15 protein-coding genes are annotated in these 18,425 nt (G+C 49.3%); 9 read left to right on the top strand and 6 right to left on the bottom strand.

Going from position 1 to position 18,425, the window contains the following annotated elements:
• Nucleotides 1-472: 472 nt before the first annotated feature.
• The 4 genes from FD07_RS00690 to FD07_RS00675 form a co-directional block, all read right to left on the bottom strand.
• On the bottom strand, nucleotides 473-955 hold the full coding sequence (locus FD07_RS00690) for a hypothetical protein (RefSeq protein ID WP_020089100.1): 483 nt from the start codon (nucleotides 953-955) through the stop codon (nucleotides 473-475).
• On the bottom strand, nucleotides 952-1,377 hold the full coding sequence (locus FD07_RS00685; RefSeq protein ID WP_020089099.1) for a hypothetical protein: 426 nt from the start codon (nucleotides 1,375-1,377) through the stop codon (nucleotides 952-954). The genes FD07_RS00690 and FD07_RS00685 overlap by 4 nt, the downstream gene beginning before the upstream one ends.
• A 135-nt stretch (nucleotides 1,378-1,512) precedes the next feature.
• The gene (locus FD07_RS00680) at nucleotides 1,513-2,526 is read right to left on the bottom strand and encodes a lipoate--protein ligase (protein WP_020089098.1); all 1,014 of its coding nucleotides are present in this window, start codon (nucleotides 2,524-2,526) and stop codon (nucleotides 1,513-1,515) included.
• Between the two features lie 950 nt (nucleotides 2,527-3,476).
• Nucleotides 3,477-3,938 (bottom strand): RrF2 family transcriptional regulator, encoded by a 462-nt coding sequence (locus FD07_RS00675; protein WP_020089097.1) that lies wholly within the window; start codon nucleotides 3,936-3,938, stop codon nucleotides 3,477-3,479.
• A 433-nt stretch (nucleotides 3,939-4,371) separates the two neighbouring features.
• On the opposite strand from FD07_RS00675, the gene FD07_RS00670 reads away from it, so the two are divergent.
• From FD07_RS00670 to FD07_RS00630, 9 genes are all read left to right on the top strand, one after another.
• Complete coding sequence (locus FD07_RS00670; protein ID WP_020089096.1) at nucleotides 4,372-5,385, top strand: ABC transporter ATP-binding protein; 1,014 nt, start codon at nucleotides 4,372-4,374, stop codon at nucleotides 5,383-5,385.
• Nucleotides 5,382-6,356: an ATP-binding cassette domain-containing protein gene (locus FD07_RS00665; protein WP_020089095.1), complete on the top strand. Its 975-nt coding sequence runs from the start codon at nucleotides 5,382-5,384 to the stop codon at nucleotides 6,354-6,356. Before FD07_RS00670 ends, FD07_RS00665 begins: the two co-directional genes overlap by 4 nt.
• The gene (locus tag FD07_RS00660) at nucleotides 6,356-7,315 is read left to right on the top strand and encodes an ABC transporter permease (protein WP_020089094.1); all 960 of its coding nucleotides are present in this window, start codon (nucleotides 6,356-6,358) and stop codon (nucleotides 7,313-7,315) included. The genes FD07_RS00665 and FD07_RS00660 overlap by 1 nt, the downstream gene beginning before the upstream one ends.
• Before the next feature lie 16 nt (nucleotides 7,316-7,331).
• On the top strand, nucleotides 7,332-8,282 hold the full coding sequence (locus FD07_RS00655) for an ABC transporter permease (protein ID WP_020089093.1): 951 nt from the start codon (nucleotides 7,332-7,334) through the stop codon (nucleotides 8,280-8,282).
• A 144-nt stretch (nucleotides 8,283-8,426) separates the two neighbouring features.
• Nucleotides 8,427-10,253, top strand: a complete 1,827-nt coding sequence (locus FD07_RS00650) for an oligopeptide ABC transporter substrate-binding protein (RefSeq protein WP_020089092.1) — start codon at nucleotides 8,427-8,429, stop codon at nucleotides 10,251-10,253.
• Nucleotides 10,254-10,925: 672 nt separating this feature from the next.
• On the top strand, nucleotides 10,926-11,891 hold the full coding sequence (locus tag FD07_RS00645) for a cation diffusion facilitator family transporter (protein WP_020089091.1): 966 nt from the start codon (nucleotides 10,926-10,928) through the stop codon (nucleotides 11,889-11,891).
• A 26-nt stretch (nucleotides 11,892-11,917) separates the two neighbouring features.
• On the top strand, nucleotides 11,918-12,676 hold the full coding sequence (locus FD07_RS00640) for a CPBP family intramembrane glutamic endopeptidase (RefSeq protein WP_020089090.1): 759 nt from the start codon (nucleotides 11,918-11,920) through the stop codon (nucleotides 12,674-12,676).
• A gap of 155 nt (nucleotides 12,677-12,831) precedes the next feature.
• Nucleotides 12,832-13,287, top strand: coding sequence for a universal stress protein (locus tag FD07_RS00635; protein WP_020089089.1), 456 nt, complete (start codon nucleotides 12,832-12,834; stop codon nucleotides 13,285-13,287).
• A 98-nt stretch (nucleotides 13,288-13,385) separates the two neighbouring features.
• Nucleotides 13,386-14,276 carry an RluA family pseudouridine synthase gene (locus FD07_RS00630; RefSeq protein ID WP_020089088.1) on the top strand — a complete coding sequence of 297 codons (891 nt, stop codon included), beginning with the start codon at nucleotides 13,386-13,388 and terminating at the stop codon, nucleotides 14,274-14,276.
• A 1,412-nt stretch (nucleotides 14,277-15,688) separates the two neighbouring features.
• Here the strand turns inward: FD07_RS00630 and FD07_RS00625 are convergent.
• Nucleotides 15,689-17,011, bottom strand: a complete 1,323-nt coding sequence (locus tag FD07_RS00625) for a hypothetical protein (protein ID WP_020089087.1) — start codon at nucleotides 17,009-17,011, stop codon at nucleotides 15,689-15,691.
• 4 nt (nucleotides 17,012-17,015) lie between these two features.
• A complete protein-coding gene (locus FD07_RS00620; RefSeq protein ID WP_020089086.1) occupies nucleotides 17,016-18,347 on the bottom strand; it encodes a GHKL domain-containing protein in 1,332 nt (443 codons plus the stop codon).
• Nucleotides 18,348-18,425: the final 78 nt, after the last annotated feature.

Raw genomic sequence — 18,425 nt, 5'->3', positions numbered from 1 at the left:
AAAGATACCACATATTTATCAATGTGGTCAATAGCCTTAATTTATATGGCTATTAAATTAGCCAGCAATATAGAAGGGGCGCTCTATCAAAGAGATTATATAATTTCGAAGTATTTCGTTAACACTATAAAATTAACCGCTTACAATTTGGAAAAACTAAAATCAAAGCGATTAGGTCCGCACCCATAAACTTATTTCTTACAAAATAACTACTGCCATGAGCGCAAAAAAAACGCCCAATCGGCCAAAGGCCAATCAGACGTTTTTCACACAGCATTCGTCGAAACGAATGGATTTATCTCGGAATCCACATTCCCTCAAAATCAGACACGTCACAATACGGTGACATATGTGCCCTGCTGACAAATTCACCTAGCCGCTTGCGCGGACGCCCCTTGCAAGCAAGGAACGCGTGATTTCTCGACTCATCGCATAGAGACAATACTACCACAGCCATTGTCCCAACGCAAGGTTATTTCTTCTTTACATCAGTCTCTTCTTTATTGGTCGCAGCGGCTTGAAGCTTTTCAATCTGCAGACCTAACCAGTCATGCAGACTTTGATCAGCCGTAGCAGCCTGATCCACATAGGTCGCGGCCGGTGCCAATGCATCAATTCGCAGACCAGAAACGTTGATGTCTGGCGTTTCAATCACAGCATAGACGTTGAGCTCACGTTCTTCGTCCGTTTCCATGATCTTACCGATGGTCTTGGTATCCTGCAATGGCAAGTTAATCACGCTCAGTTCCAACCGCACGGAAACCTCCGTATCGGTCACGTTTAACTCAGCTTGCGCCAACTTGTCCGCACTGATCTGTTGCCGGATGAAATCCGCCAACGGAACCATCACGCCATCTGGATCCGCAAAGAACTTCGCTTGCGTGGTCTCCGCTGTGAAATGTTCCAGTTTATCATCCGCTACTGCGTCAATAAACGTCTGTACTTCTCGCTTCATTTATCCACCTCGTTTTGATGCCGAAATCTTTCCCGGTCGCGTTTATCTCGCTCGCGCTTCCGTAACCGTAGCGCAAGAACTAACCAGTAGGCGTTGATCACCATCACGGCGATACTCCCCGCCGACATCAACACCCGAATCATGAAGGTTGCCTTGTCGTAGCTCCACATCGTGATCAGCACGCTAATCAGAGACAGCGTGTAGAGCGCAATGACCAGCCCCATCAGGTAAAACGAAGGCTTCCAGTCCAATGCTGCCAACACAATGGTCACCGCATACAGGGCGATTGCCAAGAAGGTGGACCGCCAAAACTCACTCATGGACGTGGCCAAACCGACAAACGTCCGGGACATCAGAAAATTAATCACTAGGAAACCAAACATCGAGATGATGGCCCAGGAAATCACGTTACGATCTTTCATTTAGAATTAAACTCCTCAATAAGTGCTAAGTAATTAAAAGCGTGGCCCCAATCGACCACGCTTTCGTCAATTTCATTTTCTATTCTAACGTATCTAGCCTATAAAATCAGCAAATCCACTAATCTTAGACGATAATTAATCGACTAACAGGTCCAGCACGTCCTTGGTATCAATCCCGTTGAAGTACAACTGCGTGTTGACGCTGTTCAAGACAGCCCCCACATGTTCGCGGTCGTAGCGCACACCCTTGAGTTGATCTGCCAATTCCGTGGCATCACTTGGCCCAAAGAAGTCACCGTAGAATTTGATATTTTCAATCTTCCCATTGTCGACCAACAACCGTGCATCGATGGTCCCAGCCGTGAAGTGTTGCCGCTTCTTGACCGTAAATTCAGGAGAATTGCCGTAGACCCAATCCCAGTTAGCGTAGTACTCGTTAAAGATTTTATCGATAGCTGCCTTTTCGCTGTCGGCAATCTGAACTTCCTTGTCAGCAATCGCATCGAGACTGTCCACGTGGAACAATTCTTTCAGCAAGGTATCTCTGAATTCGGGTACCGTCAGATTTTGATATTCTGGTGCCAAGTAAGGCTTTAGGTTCGTGACCCGTGAACGAACAGACTTGATGCCCTTCGACTTCATCTTGTCTTCTGGCACATTCAGCGTGTGAGCAATCACATTTTGGTCCACGTCGAGCATCAACGTCCCATGAGAGAAGGTCTTACCGCTGTGTGAGTACATCGCGTTCCCCGAGAACTTCTTGCCATCAACTAAGATGTCATTTCGGCCGGAAACTTCCGCCGTCTTGGCCCCCATGGCGTGCAAGGCGTCCACGATGGGTTGAACAAAGGATTTGAAATCGCCAAATTCTTCACTGTCGCTATCAACCACGAAGCTAAAGCAAAGATTGCCGAGATCTTGATAGACCGCACCACCACCCGATAACCGACGGGTGACCGTGATGTCATTTTCCTCCACGTATTTTTGATTGATTTCTTCCAACGTGTTTTGATTCCGCCCAACGATGATGCAAGGTCCTTCGTAGTAGAACAAAACCAGTGGCTCATCGAACTTCTTATTGTTCATTAAGTACTGCTCGGTTGCTAAGTTGTGACGAATATCATGTGACTTCATGGCATACCAATACATAACTCAAAAACCCCTTTCGAATTAACCAACCGCCGGGTAACGACCCCGGCTACGATAAATGATAGCACGCATTGGAACCGATTACAATTTAGTGCCAATATAATGGAAAAGAGTGTGCAAACTGCCTCATCTTAATGCAGTGAAAACGGCTTAAGGACTGGGTAATGCAGGGATTTATGAAGTTACTTATATTATGTGAAACTGTTGATTTTACTTTCATCGAAATTTGGATGGTAGGTTAACTATCTCTGTGGAAATTTTCGCTGGTTCAGGGGTGCTTTATTTGAGTCGAGAAGCCAGGCTGCTATTTTTTACTGGTTCAGAACCTTTCTCTCCAACCTCATATTGCTGAAACGTGCTCCACAAGGCAGCTGGTTGCGCTTAACCCCACTAAGCCAAAAATCCAGACTACTATTTTTTACTGGTTCAGAACCTTTCTCTCCAACCTCATATTGCCGAAACGTGCTCCACAAAGCGGACTCCTGCGCTTAACCCCAATAAGGAAAAAGCCAGATTACTACTTTTCACTGGTTCGGCGCTTTTCCCTCTAATCTCACATTGCTGAAACGTGCTCCACAAAGCAGCTGGTTGCGCTTAACCCCACTAAGCCAAAAATCCAGACTACTATTTTACTGGTTCAGAACCTTTCTCTCCAACCTTACACTGCTGAAACGTGCTCCACAAGGCAGACTCCTGCGCTTAACCCCAATAAGGAAAAAGCCAAACCCGGGCTTTTATCCTTATTGACGTTAATGCTCAGAGTCTAACCGCCTTGGTCCGCACTCTTTTTTATAAAAAAGATCCACACCCAACATAGTGTGGATCCAGCCCCCGTCAGAGTTCACCCCTGGCGGTTATGACTGTTATTAATGGTGGCCTTAGTCACCATTCGAGTTTGTACCCTTATTATAACGCCGCTAACTAAAGTTTAGTAGCATTTAGCTCACAAACTAGTCGTTAATTAGACGCCGGAAATAACCGTGAGCGTGGAGGTCTTGTTTGAGGTCAGTCATCGTGAATTGATGATAGAACTTCCGGTAATCCTCATCGGCTAACGTGAACAGATCCGTCAGTGTTTGCGAAATATTGGCAGAAATGTCGGTCGTGTCCGTGGCCTTCGTGCCCTTAGAATCGCCCGTAATGAACCGTGCGTAGCTAATTGTCGGTGGAATCGTCAGGTCGTAAAGTTCCCCCACGTTGATTTCATCAAGGCTCCGAATTAATTGGTACCCGCCATTTTTCCCAACGGAACCCTCAATGTAGCCTTGCTTGTGCAACACGGAGAGAATATTGCGGATCATCACCGCATTTAATTGTAGTGACGTTGCTAGTTCGCGGCTCGCAATCTTCCGGGGACGATTTTCGTCCAGGTAGAGCAGGCTGTGCACGGCAACGGAAAAGTCTAATCTCATCGTCTAGCCATCGCTTTCAAAAAGTCTGTAATCAATACTGGTATCATACCACATTCCGTGACGTAACATCTCGTTCTCTGACAATCAATGAGCAAATTCTCATCTCGAATATACATGCATAACTTTTCAAAAGTTTGTATACATTAGCCCTGTTAATCATTGGTTCAGCAAGCAAATTACCCAACTTACACCATTTAAGTTAAATTTTTTATCATTTTATAAGTTATCTGAGAAGATTGATATAACAAAGTTTATGAGGATTTTATGAATAAATTATGACTACTTTTAAGAATTAAGGGGTTGTAAATGAGAATTTGATTAACTATAATCAAAAACAATTATTGTTCAGGAGCGAATTGAATACGCAAATGCGTTTATTCATCAGGCTTCATCTACAAATGAGAGGTAGATTAGAACATTGGGAGGGATTTCCGTGGAAACCGCATCAAACTTTCTAAACATTAAGGACGTCAGCACGGCTTTCAAAATTAATGGCCAGTACTACGACGCCATCTCCCACATTAACCTCCAGGTCCAACACGACGAAATTCTCGCCATCGTTGGTGAATCAGGTTGTGGTAAAAGTACCCTGGCCACTACCATCATGGGTCTCCATGATCCGGCAGAGACTAAAATTTCCGGCGAAGTAGACTTCGAAGGCACCGACCTCCTCAAGTTAGATGAAAAAGGTTATAACCAATTCCGAGGCGCTAAGATTGGAATGATCTTCCAAGATCCTCTGTCAGCCTTGAATCCATTGAAGCGAATTGAAGAACAAATCAGCGAAGTCATGGACTATCACACCGACTTATCCGCTGAAGACAAGCACAACCGCGTCATTGAACTGTTAAACCAGGTTGGGATCGTTAATCCTCAACGAACGGCGCGTCAATTCCCCCATGAACTTTCCGGTGGGATGCGCCAACGGGTCATCATCGCCATCGCGATTGCCTGCAAGCCAGACTTAATCATCGCCGATGAACCCACCACGGCACTGGATGTTACCATCCAAGCACAGATTCTGGATGTACTACGCGACATTCAAAAGGAAAACCACGCTGGTATCATTCTTATCACACATGATTTGGGCGTCGTTGCTGAAACGGCCGACCGAGTTGCCGTCATGTACGCTGGCCAAATCGTCGAACAAGGGACAGCCGAACAGGTCTTCAACACGCCTGAACATCCCTACACGCGGTCCCTACTGCGGTCAATGCCACAACGGGACAACGAAAACGATGACCTCTACGTCATTAAGGGTAACGTCCCTTCCTTACAGAAGATGCCAGCCAAGGGTGACCGGTTCGCTCCCCGAATTCCCTGGGTCCCTGCCGAGGCTCACGAAGAAAATCCAACGATGCACGAGGTCGCACCGGGCCACGAAGTCCGCTGCACCTGCTACAAACATTTTCAATTTCCAGATGAGCAAGGGAGCGTGACGGTATGAGCTTAATCGAAATCAAAGATTTAAAAGTCCACTACCCCATTCGCTCCGGGTTCTGGAATCGGATCACCGATTCCGTCCGGGCCGTGGATGGTGTCAGCTTCAACATTGAAGCCGGCGAAACCTACGGACTGGTTGGCGAATCTGGTTCTGGCAAGTCCACCACGGGGAAATCCGTGGTGGGGCTGGAAAAGGTAACGAGTGGCTCCATTATGTACAAAGGCCTCGACATCACCCAAGCCGAGAACCGGCGTAAGTTGGATTACAACCACGATGTTCAGATGATTTTCCAAGATTCCCTATCCAGTTTGAATCCGCGGAAACGAATCGAAGACATCATCGCCGAACCGCTCCGCAACTTCGAGCATCTCAGTAAGGACGATGAAAAATTACGGGTTTTGCAATTATTAAACATTGTCGGGCTGGATGCCGATGCGCTCTATAAGTATCCTCACCAATTTTCCGGTGGACAGCGGCAACGGATCGGGGTCGCCCGCGCGGTGGCTACCAATCCTAAGCTGATTATCGCCGATGAACCCGTCTCTGCGCTGGACCTTTCCGTTCAAGCACAGGTATTGAACTTCATGAAGAAGATTCAACGGGAATTCGGTATTTCCTACTTATTCATTTCCCATGATTTAGGGGTCGTGCGGCACATGTGTAACAACATCGCCATCATGAACCGTGGTCGACTGGTCGAGATTGGGACCCGGGATGATATTTATAACCATCCTCTCCACATCTACACCAAGCGTCTCTTGGCTGCTATTCCTGAAACCGACGTTAACTCTCGTGAGGCCCACCGGGCTTCTCGGTTAGCCGTTGAACAGGTCTACCAAGACCAACAGGGTAAGTACTACGACGAGAACGGTGCGGCCTACCCTCTGGTGCAGGTCACCCCAACGCACGCCGTGGCCCTACCACAAACTATCGCGCAACAACTCGCTAGCCAGGAAGGGGAGGTGCAGGCCTAATGTGGAAAACGATTCTACGGCGTTTCTTAATCATGATTCCGGAAGTCATTATCCTAAGTATTCTGGTCTTCCTCTTGGCCAAGGCGATGCCCGGTGACCCGTTTACCGGCTCCATTAACCCAAAGGCGGACCCCGCACAGATTCATCATTTAATGAAAATCAATGGGTTGTACGACCCTTGGTACCAACAGTATTGGAACTGGGTCGTTCACTTGTTCCACGGAGACTTAGGGAACAGTTACCAATACCAGGAACCCGTTACTCGTCTGATCGGTGGCCGGGCCGGCAACACCTTATGGTTGGCCCTCTTCACCATGATCCTGACCTACGCTTTCGCTTTACCAATGGGTGTCTACGCCGGTCGGCATGAAGGTAAATTACCCGATACTATCATCCGGGTCTACACCTACGTCACTTACTGTATTCCCTTCTTCGTTATCTTAGTTATCGGAATCTGGATCTTTGGTTACGTTCTGGGTTGGTTCCCTACGACCGGATCAATATCGTCAGACGCAAGCGGTTGGCTACATACCTTCGGGTCGCGTTTCTACCATATTCTATTACCTGGTCTTCTCGGAGCCTTGTTCGGGACCGTCAACATCGTCCAGTACTTACGTTCCGAAGTGATTGATTCCAAGCATTCCGACTATGTGCGGACGGCGCGTTCCAAGGGGGTCCCAAGCAAGGACATCTACCGTCACCACATCTTCCGGAACTCCTTGCTTCCAATCGCCGCTTTCGCTGGTTACTCGATCACCGGTTTGTTAAACGGATCGATCTTTACCGAAACGGTCTTCTCTTACCCCGGGATGGGTTTACTCTTTGTGAATTCCATCAGCTTCCGGGACTACACGGTTATTACCGCACTGGTCCTGATTTACGGGATTTTGAACCTGATTGGGACGTTACTTTCAGATATTATTCTCAGCATTGTCGATCCACGAATTCGAATCCAGTAAAGGAGGCTAAAACAGAATGGCAGAAAATTTCGAACAACACTCAGACATTTCCGCAGCTGATTTAGCCCGGCTGACTCAAGAGGCTCAGGCGGAAGCCACCCCTTCGACGGCTAAAATCATCTGGAGTGAATTCAAGGCGGACAAACCCGCCATGGCAGCACTCATTATTATCGTCGGTTTCATTCTCTTCGTGATGATTGGGGCCTTGTTCATCAACACCCCGAAAATGATGGAAACCAACATCATGGGTTATTTCAACCAACCCTTTACCGCAGACTTCTGGCTCGGTGCCGATTCCGCTGGCCGTTCGGTTGCTAAGCAATTGATTGTCGGTTCACGGAACTCAATTGGGATCGCCATTGGCTTGACGGTCATCTCATCCACCTTCGGGATCTGTTGGGGCCTGATTTCCGGGTACTTCAACGGCTACATCGACTGGGGGATGCAACGGATCTACGACTTCATGATGATGTTACCAATGACCATGATGATCATTGTTCTGGTTACCATCATCCCACACTACAACTCCGTCACCTTAACGTTCATCTTCTCCATCTTCTACTGGGAAGGAACATCACGGCTGATTCGATCACGGACCTTAGCCGAGTCGGAAAAGGATTACGTGGCCGCCTCTAAAGCTTCCGGGACCAGTCATTGGAAGATCATCTTTAGAGAAATCATGCCCAACATTTCGTCGTTGATCATCGTGGATTGTACCCTGTCCTTCGCCGAGAACATCGGGGTTGAAACTGGGCTTTCCTACCTGGGCTTCGGGCTACCAAGTCAGACGCCTTCCCTAGGGACCATGATTGCCAACGCCAACGACCCGAACAACATCACGCAGTACTGGTGGACGTGGTTACCGGCCGCACTCGAAATCATTATTCTTTGTTTATCAATTAGTTACGTTGGCCAAGTTCTGCGTCGCGCTGCGGATTCCTCACAACGGCAAGGTTCCGTCAACTAGTCTTAAAAGTCATAACCCATTTGAGGAGATGGTGGCCACTCAAACAGTAGCTTTTCAGCCTAGCGTAGTAATGACGAGTGATCCTGAGGAGAATTACCCGCCCGTCTCATAAGAGGATTTTTAAAATCAAGGGGGAAACATAGTATGGATAAGAAAAAGCTCGCATTGTCTGCGATGGCGGTCCTCGCAACCGTTAGTCTCGCAGCATGTTCCAGCAAAAGTTCATCCAGTTCTAAGAGCGGAACCAGTGGTGCTTCCGTTCAATTAAAGGCTGCCTACAAGAACACCAAGGCAACCGACAAGACTGCGACAAAGAACAGTACATTAAAGCTTGCCGAACCAAACGACGCGCCATTCCAAGGGATTGCCGATCCCGTTCTGTCGACCAACGCTGAAGATGCTGACGTCTTCTCACCTGGTGGTGACCAACCCGGCAACACCAACAGCCTGTTCCATACCGACAAGAACTTCAAGATTATCAAGGGTGGGTTAGCTAACGAAACCATCAACCGGAAAGCTAAGACCGTTACGATTACTTTGCGTAAAGATGCCAAGTGGTCAAACGGTTCCGCTGTAACCGCAAAGGATATTGAATATCCATACGAAGTTATTGCCAACAAGAACACGACTTCTCAACAATATTCTGCTGACTACAACGCCATCAAGGGGATGGCTGCCTACCATACTGGTAACGCCAAGACCATCTCTGGGATCACCTTCCCCGACGGTCAAAAGGGCCGGACTGCCGTTATTCACTTAACCAAGGTTACCCCTGCCATGAAGTACGTTGGTAACTCATTTATCTGGAGTTCTGTTGAACCTTATGAATACATCAAGAACGTGCCAATTGCTAAGTTAGCTTCATCCAAGCAAATTCGGAAGAACCCCCTCTTCACGGGTCCTTACAAGCTGGATAAGGTGGTCGAAGGTGAATCCACGACTTGGTCACCTAACAAGTACTACTATGGCAAGACACCACAAATCAAGCACATCTCGATCAACGTGGTTTCTTCCAACAACATCGACAAGGCTATCCAATCCAACAAGTACGACTTCACGGTGCCTAACAGTGTCATGCACGGAACCGACTACAAGCAATTGAAGAACGTCAAGAACTACAAGATTGTCGGTCAACCAGCCTTGGCATACGACTACTTTGGCTTTAACGTCGGTCACTACGACACCAAGACGCAAAAGAACGTCATGGACAAGAACAGCAAGATGGCCAACAAGAGCTTGCGTCAAGCTATGATGTACGCCTTGAACCTCGATGCTATCAGCAAGAAGTTCGGGAACGGGGTTACTTGGCGTGCCAACACCTTGATTCCACCAATTTTCGGCAAGTACTGGGATTCTTCAGCCAAGGGTTACCCTCTGAACATCAAGAAGGCTAACAAGTTACTGACTGACGCCGGCTACAAGAAGCGCGACGGTAGCAAGTGGCGTACTGATCCTAATGGCAAGAAGTTAACCATCTACTTCGGTGCCATGACCGGAACTTCCGCCCAAGCCGCTGAATACCAAGACTACCTGCAACAATGGCACAAGGTTGGCTTGAACGTTAAGTTTACCGGTGGTAAGACGATGGAAATGAACAGTTTCTACTCCACTCTGCAATCACCAAAGCAAAGCAAGGTTGATGTCTACGCCGCTGCCTGGGGCTTATCATCCGAACCTACCCCTACGCAAATGTACGGTGAAGACGCTACCTACAACATGGGTCACTTCGTATCCAAGAAGAATACGCAATTGATGGCTAACATGAACAACAGCAAGGCTTGGAACGATGCTTACCGTGCTAAGGCCTTCAAGCAATGGCAGAAGTACATGAACGAACAAGCTGCCGTTGCCCCAGGTTCCTTCAGTTACAACTGGGGTCCTGTCAACAAGCGGGTTAAGGGCTTTGACATGGGCGCTGCTAACAACAACTTCTGGACTAACCTGTCATTAACTTCTTCAAGCATGAAGTAAGCTGATGTAGCGTTAGGTTCACTGGAACCGTCGCTTCCTTCGGGAGGCGGCGGTTTTGTTGTCCTTACGGTTAAAAGCCTTTCGCCTGCGGCTGCCAGGGATTCCGTCTGCTGTGGGGACCGCCTTCAGCCAGAGTACGGGCTTCCGGCTTGCCTTGAAGCCACGCAAAACCCACGTGTCTTCAAGGTCATCCCATGTTGTAAGACCGGGGAGAACCAACCGCCCGGCCTAACACCGTCGCCACAGCTGACTGCATCCCTGACCTCCTCCGGCTACGCTAGCTTTAACCCTAAGTAAGACAACAGCACCACACAGGCCATCTCTATGCCGATACACTCCCCCCCTCAGCTATCACAATCGCCATACCTGCTGCCACAACTACCCTCTCTTCCATTTCAGTTTCTGTATTCGCCACTATACGCGAATGCCTGACAAACACCAAGCATTAAATCCCCGCCACATCAGCCTTTATAAGCATTTTAATAACGCTGAAGGTCATGGGACACTAGCCACCAGACACCAAATTCCTTCGCTGAAACACCACCCCGATATTTATTTTGTTATAGCACCTGCCATCGGTTAACCTACCTCCCCAACCTAGTCGTTAGAATGGCACTAACCCCCGTTAGGCTCAATACTAGGGCTACTTTTAACTAAACGGGAGATGTTACCATGACCACTGCCAATCCCCACTGGGACCAAATTCAACACGCCGCCGTTGACCGTTTACGCCGCGCCCACCATCACCTCTGGGAAAACGTCAGCATTTACCTCGGCCTCTTCACCGTGGAGTTTTTCTGCGCACAAGTTGGCCACTCACAGGTACTCCAAGCCGACGCCTTCAATAACCTCTCCGGCATCTTTTCCACGGGTCTCCTCATGACTGGGCTGTACATTGCCGCCAAAACCAAGGACGATGACCTCTGGGGCGCGCCCATTTCCAAAGAGGAACAGGCCACCCTGGGGCCCCGCATCCAGCAATCCCGCTTTCGCTTTGAAACGATCTACACGCTGATTGCCGGCCTGGTTATGGTGATCATCGCCGCCGATATCATCTACAAGGCCCTGCTCGTCCTGATTCAGCGGCCGACCTATCACCTGGAACAAGGCGTTGCTGTCGTTGGCGCCCTGATTTCCGGGTTTCTTCTGACCGGGTTGTGGCTCTCCAACCGCCACTGGGCTAAGGTGCTCGCCAATACCGCGCTGACTGCGGCCGCGCGGGACTCCCTGACGGATGCGTTGACTAGCGCCGTGACCGTTCTGACCATCATTAGCGTAGCTTGGTTGCGGGCGACCTGGCTCGATGGCCTGGCCAGTCTGATTCTAGGCTGCTACATTCTCTATACCGGGATCAAAATCTTTCGGACTAGCAGCCTAAACCTCGTCGATTACTTTGATCCCCAGCTGGAACACCGCTACCGCCAACAGATTGCCGCCTTCCCAGGAGTCCGCTCGGTAGTCTTCCTTAAAGCCTACTACGACGGTAACCTCATCATGGTCAGTGTCACTGTCGCCGTTGATCCGCAGATGACGGCCGCTACGATTTACGACCTGACCCGCCAGATCGACAGTGTCATGCAACACCGCTTCAACGTAGCCGCAACGGCCCTGATGGTCGTACCACGTGACCGCGTCTAACTCTGTAACGAAAGAAGCTGTCCCGGATGAAGATAAAACGTGCGTCAATTTTCACCACGCTCCTTGTATGGATCGGTATGCTAGGCTTCATGTTGCTTATGCGTCGAATCCTGGTATCCTACCACCTCAACACGAACCTCCAGAATGTTCTGGAGGATGGCCTCTCACTACTCGTATTGGCGGGCCTCCTTCAATTCTGGCTGGACACTCCTCTCTTCTGGCGACCACGGATACCCTTTCCCCGTCAGTTACGCGTCAGCCTCCTGCCGTTGTTCTACCTCGCTTTTTTAGCCCTTGCCGTCTCGCTCAGGGGGCCCTTGTCTCTACAACACACGCTGACGGACCTCGCCGTTGCCCCCGTCGTGGCTCTTTTCGAGGAAACACTCATTCGTGGTTACATTCTGGAAAGTTTCCTTCGCCTGAGCAAATTCGGTAACGTCCTACCCGCCGTCTTCTGGAGTAGCCTACTCTTTGGGCTCTCTCACCTGATGAATCTTGCCCGGCAAGATCTCCCCACCACGCTGTATCAAGTTGGCTTTACCTTTGCCCTCGGTGCCCTGTACGCAGCCATCTACTTACGGACGGGTAGCTTATGGTGGCCGATTGTCCTTCATTTTGCTAATGATTTCATCGTCATAGCTGGAACGGGCTCTGTTGTTCAGGCTGCACCCAACCTATTTACTATCAGTTTTAGTACCATCGAATTCCTCACCGAACTGGCTACCGTCTTCTGGCTATTACGGCCAAATCAGCGAAAAAGTATCGCCACGCATTTTCAATTGTGAGCGGCAGATTTTTTTACAATCCGTCAACCCCCTTAATTGCGGCTTTTTCACGTCCTTTAACTGCGGGACGTGCAATTAAGTGCTTACACATTCGCCAATAAATGATATAGTATAGGTAAAGTATCAACATGTCTCGTGAAGGGGTGGCATTCTTTATGTTACAACAATACAAGAACATTCTGGTTCCCGTTGACGGTTCTAAGGCAACCCAACCAGTTTTAGAAAAAGCAATCGAAGTCGCTAAACGTAACCAAACACATCTTGATATCTTAAACGTCCTCGAAGTTAACCAATTCAGCGATACTTATGGTGGCGCTGTGAGCGGCGATGTCATTTACAAGCTCTCACAAGACGTTCAAGACCGGCTGGAAAGCTTGAAGCAACAGGCCATCAACGCCGGTGTTCCCGATGTCAGCATTCACGTGCGTTTCGGAAACCCTAAGCCAGTTATTGCGCGGGAATTTCCTGCGGACCACGGTTCAGAATTAATCGTGATCGGCTCAACTGGTCTGACCGCCGTTGAACGGTTAATGGTCGGCTCAGTTACCAACTACGTCAGCCGTTCCGCTATCTGCGACGTGCTGATTGTCAAACCAGAACTTACGAAATAACAGCTAACTTAAAATGGCCCGCCGCTTTTGCGGTGGGTCATTTTGTCTGGTCAGGCTGTATTTTCAAGTCACCCCTACTTTTTGGAAAGGAGCTTTCCATGGACTGGACTTATACCATCACCATTCCCAGCAGTCAAGCACCACTACCCCTGCGACAGCTCCTGAGCACATGGCTGATTCCCAAACACTTGATTCACGACCTGCGAATCAGCCAACGCGTGCTGGTGAACGGTGCCTACCGCTCGATGAATCAACTGGTCACAGCCGGCGACACCGTTCACCTGACCTTTCTACCGGCCGACTTCGCCGAGCCTTTCCCCGATGTAGACCCAGATAGTGCGGCGACGGTCGCGGTTCTCTATGAGACAACCGACCTGCTCATCATCAATAAGACTCGCGGCAGTAAGACCCATCCCAATCAACCCGGTGAGCGCGGAACCACCCTGAATCACGTGGCCGCTTACCTGGGCGATGATCAGCCGGGGCCTTACATTCTGAGTCGATTGGACCAGGAGACCACTGGCGCGCTGATGATGACCAAGACGCCTGCCGTGGTTCCCATCATGGTCCGTAACATTGCTGAGAAGCGCGTGCAACGGACCTATCTGGCCTGGGTTCACGGTCAGCTCACTGGGAGTGGCACCTTTACCGACCCCATCGGCCGTGATCCTCAGGATAAACGCAAGCGCCAAGTGAACGGACTGAACGCCCAATCCGCCGTAACCCACTACGAAGCCGTCGATCACCAAGCCAACGCCACACTGGTCAAACTCTGGCTGGAAACTGGCCGAACGCACCAGCTGCGCGTCCACCTGGCGGCCGCGGGACATCCCTTGATTGGCGACCCGCTGTACGCCGCCATCAGTCAGGACCGCTTACGGCTTCACTGTTGGCGTTTGACCTTCCCACAGCCATTTGCCATGGATGGCCCTTTAACGACCGTGACGGCTCCTATACCGGCCGATTTCGGCGTGTTCTCAGGGAAGTAACCCTTCCTTAAATCGTCAAAATCGTAAACGTCAATTTTTCCACGATAAGGACGATTGTGGTTGTTAATCATTGAATCCAGCTATACTGTAGTCAGTTGATATGGCTAGGGGGGATTTGATGCGCTGGCAACAAAAACTAGCCCTAATCATTCTTGCGGGGATGTTGGCCATCTTATTGATTTGGGGAGTAGTCAACTTAAGTTAGTATTGTTTGATAAAGTTAAACATCGCGTAACTCCGGATGCGGCCGGGGTTACGCGATGTTTTTTGCCTAGAGATGTGTAAGCTGGTTGAGACTATTGGGAATGTTTAAGATTTTATTGGATTTGGCGGATTTGTGCGACTCATTTGGGGATTTTTACATTAGTAGTAAGTGTAGGGATGTTCTCCGTTAGCGGGAGTTGACACGTACAGCATGGATTTGACTTTGCGGATTGAAAACCTGTTGACCGGGACTACTGAGATTACTGACTATTTTGGTGTAACTACTAGTGATCACTCTAGTTTGGAGCATTGAATTGGCTCTCGCCAAGATGTCCGAAAACTTGCGGCCTCCGAAACGTGTTCAGTCGGGCAGGTCCCTGCGCTTAACCCAGATAAGCACCGGCTCGGCTCCGCCAAGCGGGAGCTTATCTACGTTAATGCTCAGGACCTATCGCCCTCTTTCACACTCTGATTNTAAGCACCGGCTCGGCTCCGCCAAGCGGGAGCTTATCTACGTTAATGCTCAGGACCTATCGCCCTCTTTCACACTCTGATTGGAAACGAGTTCCGCAAGGCAGGTTCTTCCGCTTAGAAATCTAAGGCCTTCTGTCCGGCGAAGCTTGTTAATTACCACTTTGGTTTAGTTCACTAGATTTTCTCTCGCCCTAATATCCGGAAATTTGCAGCCTTGGAAACGAGTTCCGCAAACCAGACTCCTGCGCTTAGAAAGCTAAGTGACTCCTGTCCGGCGAAGCCGAACAGAAGCCCCTTAGCTCCCTAATGCTCAGAGTCTAAACGGTTTGCTCCACTCTCTATACAAAAAAACCGGAGTAACCAACTCCGGTTCCCACTAGCATCATTGAGTTTTGCAACATCCTCGAGGTGTAGTCAGGAAAACGCTGTTCACTCAGCTTAGCCATAATCTCAATATGTAGTTATTGAGCAACCTGATTGGGCCAGTTTTGGACACCAGCTCAGTCTGTAAAGGTAACTCTAATCCTTACGATAAGAGCTACTTTCACAAAGTCGAGAACCCGTCAAACTGCCGGATTATTCGGGCTTCTCTGAAAGATTGATTGGTATTACATGTCCCAGTATATCAGATGGCAGTAGAATTGCAAGCGTTTTCAGGACGAGCCTTATTACTAACATTACTTTTTAGTTAATTTTTTCATCAAACAAACTTTGTGAAACTTCCAATGGTTGAACTACCCTTTCGGCAACGCAATAAGCAACTGACCCCAGTGCAACTTGGTTTTTAACGTACAGGTCGCGGCTTGCGGTAACGAGCGCTGAAGTTTGGAGAAATCTAGCATCCCCCGCTCGGCAACTACGCGGTTCTTACCATCGACCTTGGCGTCCAATGGGACTGGAAACGTCAGTGATAGGTGCAACGACTGCGTAGTCTCCGCCAACTCTAACGTGATCATTGACGGCGTGATGTGGCTAATCGACGGAATAATCGGTGGCAATGTTTTGTCGATCGCCGCGGTCATTTCCTTAAGCGTTGCCACAGTGGCCGTCAGCGGTTCCGGGACCTTCACGAAGAGCTGCACTCCCTGGTCACGTGCCATTAGGTAATTGTGATAAAGTCCGTAGCGAAGGCTCGAACTGGGAATGTTGGACAAGTCATCAATCGTCAATTCGGCCGCATTGCTGGTTTCCCACCCCGAGCGAATATCGATATAGAGCTGGCGAAAACCCTCATAGTCCTTATCCTCCAAGTAGCCGCCCAATCCCAGCAGCATGTTTTGGTAGTCGTGACTGAATTTACGTACGGTGGCCAATTGCCGGTTGAGTTCGGTCGTATACTGCTCCCGAAAGGCCTGTTGCTGCGTCTGAAGCTGTGTGTGCTCCTCTTGCAAATGGGTCTGCATCAGCATGTATGTACTCAATGTTAAGCCAACCAGCAGCGTCCCAGAAATTCCCGCCAGAAAAATTAGGTAATGATCGGAATCCGCTAGACTCTGTAGGGAATATTCGAAGAGAATGTATATCAGTCCCAGGACCGTCATAAAAATGAGGAAGAGGTACTCTGGGGTGCGCCCCAGCATGGACTGAATCAAGTTTTCCATCGGCGCCCGCGTGAGCAAGATCCCCATTGCCACCATCGTAAAAATCACGCTGTCGATGGTCATTTCCGTGAGAGTTCCCCAGACGCTAGCCGCAAACCGGACGCTGGTCAATCGAATGGTGCCGGCAATGACCAGCATATCCACGAATTCCGTCAATAAATAGGCCAGAATCGAAACGTCAATGAATGCGGGCAAAAACTGCCAATTATTCTGAAAAGCCAGTAGGCCGACCTCTAAGACCAAGAGCACGATGATCGGCAACATGCCAAGAATTTTACTAGTCGCCGTGAAGGGATTCAACAGATCAATCGCCGTGAAGCCTAAAGCCATCACTGAACAGTAAAGCAGGAAGTTCTTCACGTGTAACCGCGGGAACCAGTAATACTGAAAGTAAACAAACCAAAAAACTAGCGAGAAATCTGCCAAGCCAAAACTAACTGCATTTACCGTAATCACGCGCTCACCTCCCCGGCTTCGTCAGAATCACTGTGAAATACAACCGACCGCGCTTAATGGCAATCTGTAGCGCGGCATTCTCCGTACGGTCGATAATCTCGTGGACCGTGCTCAATCCTAGACCGTGACTGCCCCCCTTAGTGGTATAACCCGCTCGCATGAACGCATTGATCTGCGGCGGATTATCCTGCGAGACAGGATTGGCAACGGCCAACTCGACGGCATCGGGATAGTCCAGAATGGCACAGTAAATTGTGGGATTGTCGCCAACAATTGGTGCTTCGATCGCGTTATCCAGCAGAATTCCCATAATTCGCAAAAGTTCAATACTATTCATGGGTAACGTTTTGATGGGCGTGGGAATCTCCAGGCGAATTTCGCGCTCTTTATTTTGCGCTGCCAATAGTTTCTGAAACAACAAACTCTTTAACGGTGGATCACTCAACCGCTGCAACCCATCGGCTTCGATACCGACCAAATGATGGGTAGCCGACCAGCGCGAACTCAACGTTTGGTAATAGTCCGCCAAGCCCTCGTAGTCTTCAGCCTCCAGATAATCGCCGAGTCGTAGCATCTGCCCTTGATAGTTTTGCTTAAATTGCCGAATGGCCCGTACCTGATTAGACATGCGCCGGTCATAGCGCGTCTTAAGCAGGCTCTCTTGATAGTTGGCGCGCACCCGTTGACGGTGAAAGAAACTCTGTAAAAAGGCAAATAAGCTGACCGTAATTAGCAGGATCATCACCAGCTCAATACTCAGGGCAAAGGTCAGCATGGCGTGCGTAATCTGCAGGTGGTGAATGATCAGTGAGGACATTTCAGCCAACACGGCAAGGCTACCCAGTAGCGCCATTACGGTCCACTGTTCTTTGCGGCTGAATTCCAGTGCGTCCAGATTCCCGGGTTGGATTCGCATCCCGGAGACCCCGACCGAGACTAATAAGTAAATAAAGAATTGAAAAATCAGGCGTGCCGCTACACCGGAAACGCTATCCGTAAAGGTCAGACCCCACAACTCAATGAAGACCTGACGGCACACGTCGTTGATCAATACCACCACGAGGAAGATAACGATGGTGGCGTTGACGAAAATCAGCGTTGATTTGCGGCGGTGACGAATCAGGTACGTTAGCGCACTAATTGGTGGAATCAGCAGCGCCCACAACTCCCCGATGAAGGCTGGAATCAGCCCCCACCCGATCCACTTGAGTGGCAGTTTCCAGTTCTGTGGCCGAATGACCCCGACCCACAGCGTGATGAACCACTGCATGGCCACGGCCAAGACTAAGTTTACCCAGAAATGCCGACCAAATATTTGAAGTAAGTCCACCATCATTTTTTGTGCACCTTCTTAGGACTGTCAACCACGCCCGTTTAAAAACAGACGCCTGTGAGAACCACACTCCATAGCATG

The sequence above is a fragment of the Levilactobacillus parabrevis ATCC 53295 genome, from assembly GCF_001434055.1.
GTDB lineage: Bacteria > Bacillota > Bacilli > Lactobacillales > Lactobacillaceae > Levilactobacillus > Levilactobacillus parabrevis.
The sequence above is the reverse complement of the archived record's forward strand: the minus strand, read 5'-3'. Positions and strand labels throughout refer to the sequence as shown.

What these genes read in the sequence shown, in the direction of transcription:
- FD07_RS00655 (WP_020089093.1), top strand. Translation starts at nt 7,332, where the DNA reads ATGGCAGAAAATTTCGAACAACACTCAGACATTTCCGCAGCTGATTTA.
- FD07_RS00630 (WP_020089088.1), top strand. Translation starts at nt 13,386, where the DNA reads ATGGACTGGACTTATACCATCACCATTCCCAGCAGTCAAGCACCACTA.
- FD07_RS00665 (WP_020089095.1), top strand. Translation starts at nt 5,382, where the DNA reads ATGAGCTTAATCGAAATCAAAGATTTAAAAGTCCACTACCCCATTCGC.
- FD07_RS00675 (WP_020089097.1), bottom strand. Translation starts at nt 3,938, where the DNA reads ATGAGATTAGACTTTTCCGTTGCCGTGCACAGCCTGCTCTACCTGGAC.
- FD07_RS00690 (WP_020089100.1), bottom strand. Translation starts at nt 955, where the DNA reads ATGAAGCGAGAAGTACAGACGTTTATTGACGCAGTAGCGGATGATAAA.
- FD07_RS00660 (WP_020089094.1), top strand. Translation starts at nt 6,356, where the DNA reads ATGTGGAAAACGATTCTACGGCGTTTCTTAATCATGATTCCGGAAGTC.
- FD07_RS00640 (WP_020089090.1), top strand. Translation starts at nt 11,918, where the DNA reads ATGAAGATAAAACGTGCGTCAATTTTCACCACGCTCCTTGTATGGATC.
- FD07_RS00645 (WP_020089091.1), top strand. Translation starts at nt 10,926, where the DNA reads ATGACCACTGCCAATCCCCACTGGGACCAAATTCAACACGCCGCCGTT.
- FD07_RS00620 (WP_020089086.1), bottom strand. Translation starts at nt 18,347, where the DNA reads ATGATGGTGGACTTACTTCAAATATTTGGTCGGCATTTCTGGGTAAAC.
- FD07_RS00680 (WP_020089098.1), bottom strand. Translation starts at nt 2,526, where the DNA reads ATGTATTGGTATGCCATGAAGTCACATGATATTCGTCACAACTTAGCA.
- FD07_RS00635 (WP_020089089.1), top strand. Translation starts at nt 12,832, where the DNA reads ATGTTACAACAATACAAGAACATTCTGGTTCCCGTTGACGGTTCTAAG.
- FD07_RS00685 (WP_020089099.1), bottom strand. Translation starts at nt 1,377, where the DNA reads ATGAAAGATCGTAACGTGATTTCCTGGGCCATCATCTCGATGTTTGGT.
- FD07_RS00650 (WP_020089092.1), top strand. Translation starts at nt 8,427, where the DNA reads ATGGATAAGAAAAAGCTCGCATTGTCTGCGATGGCGGTCCTCGCAACC.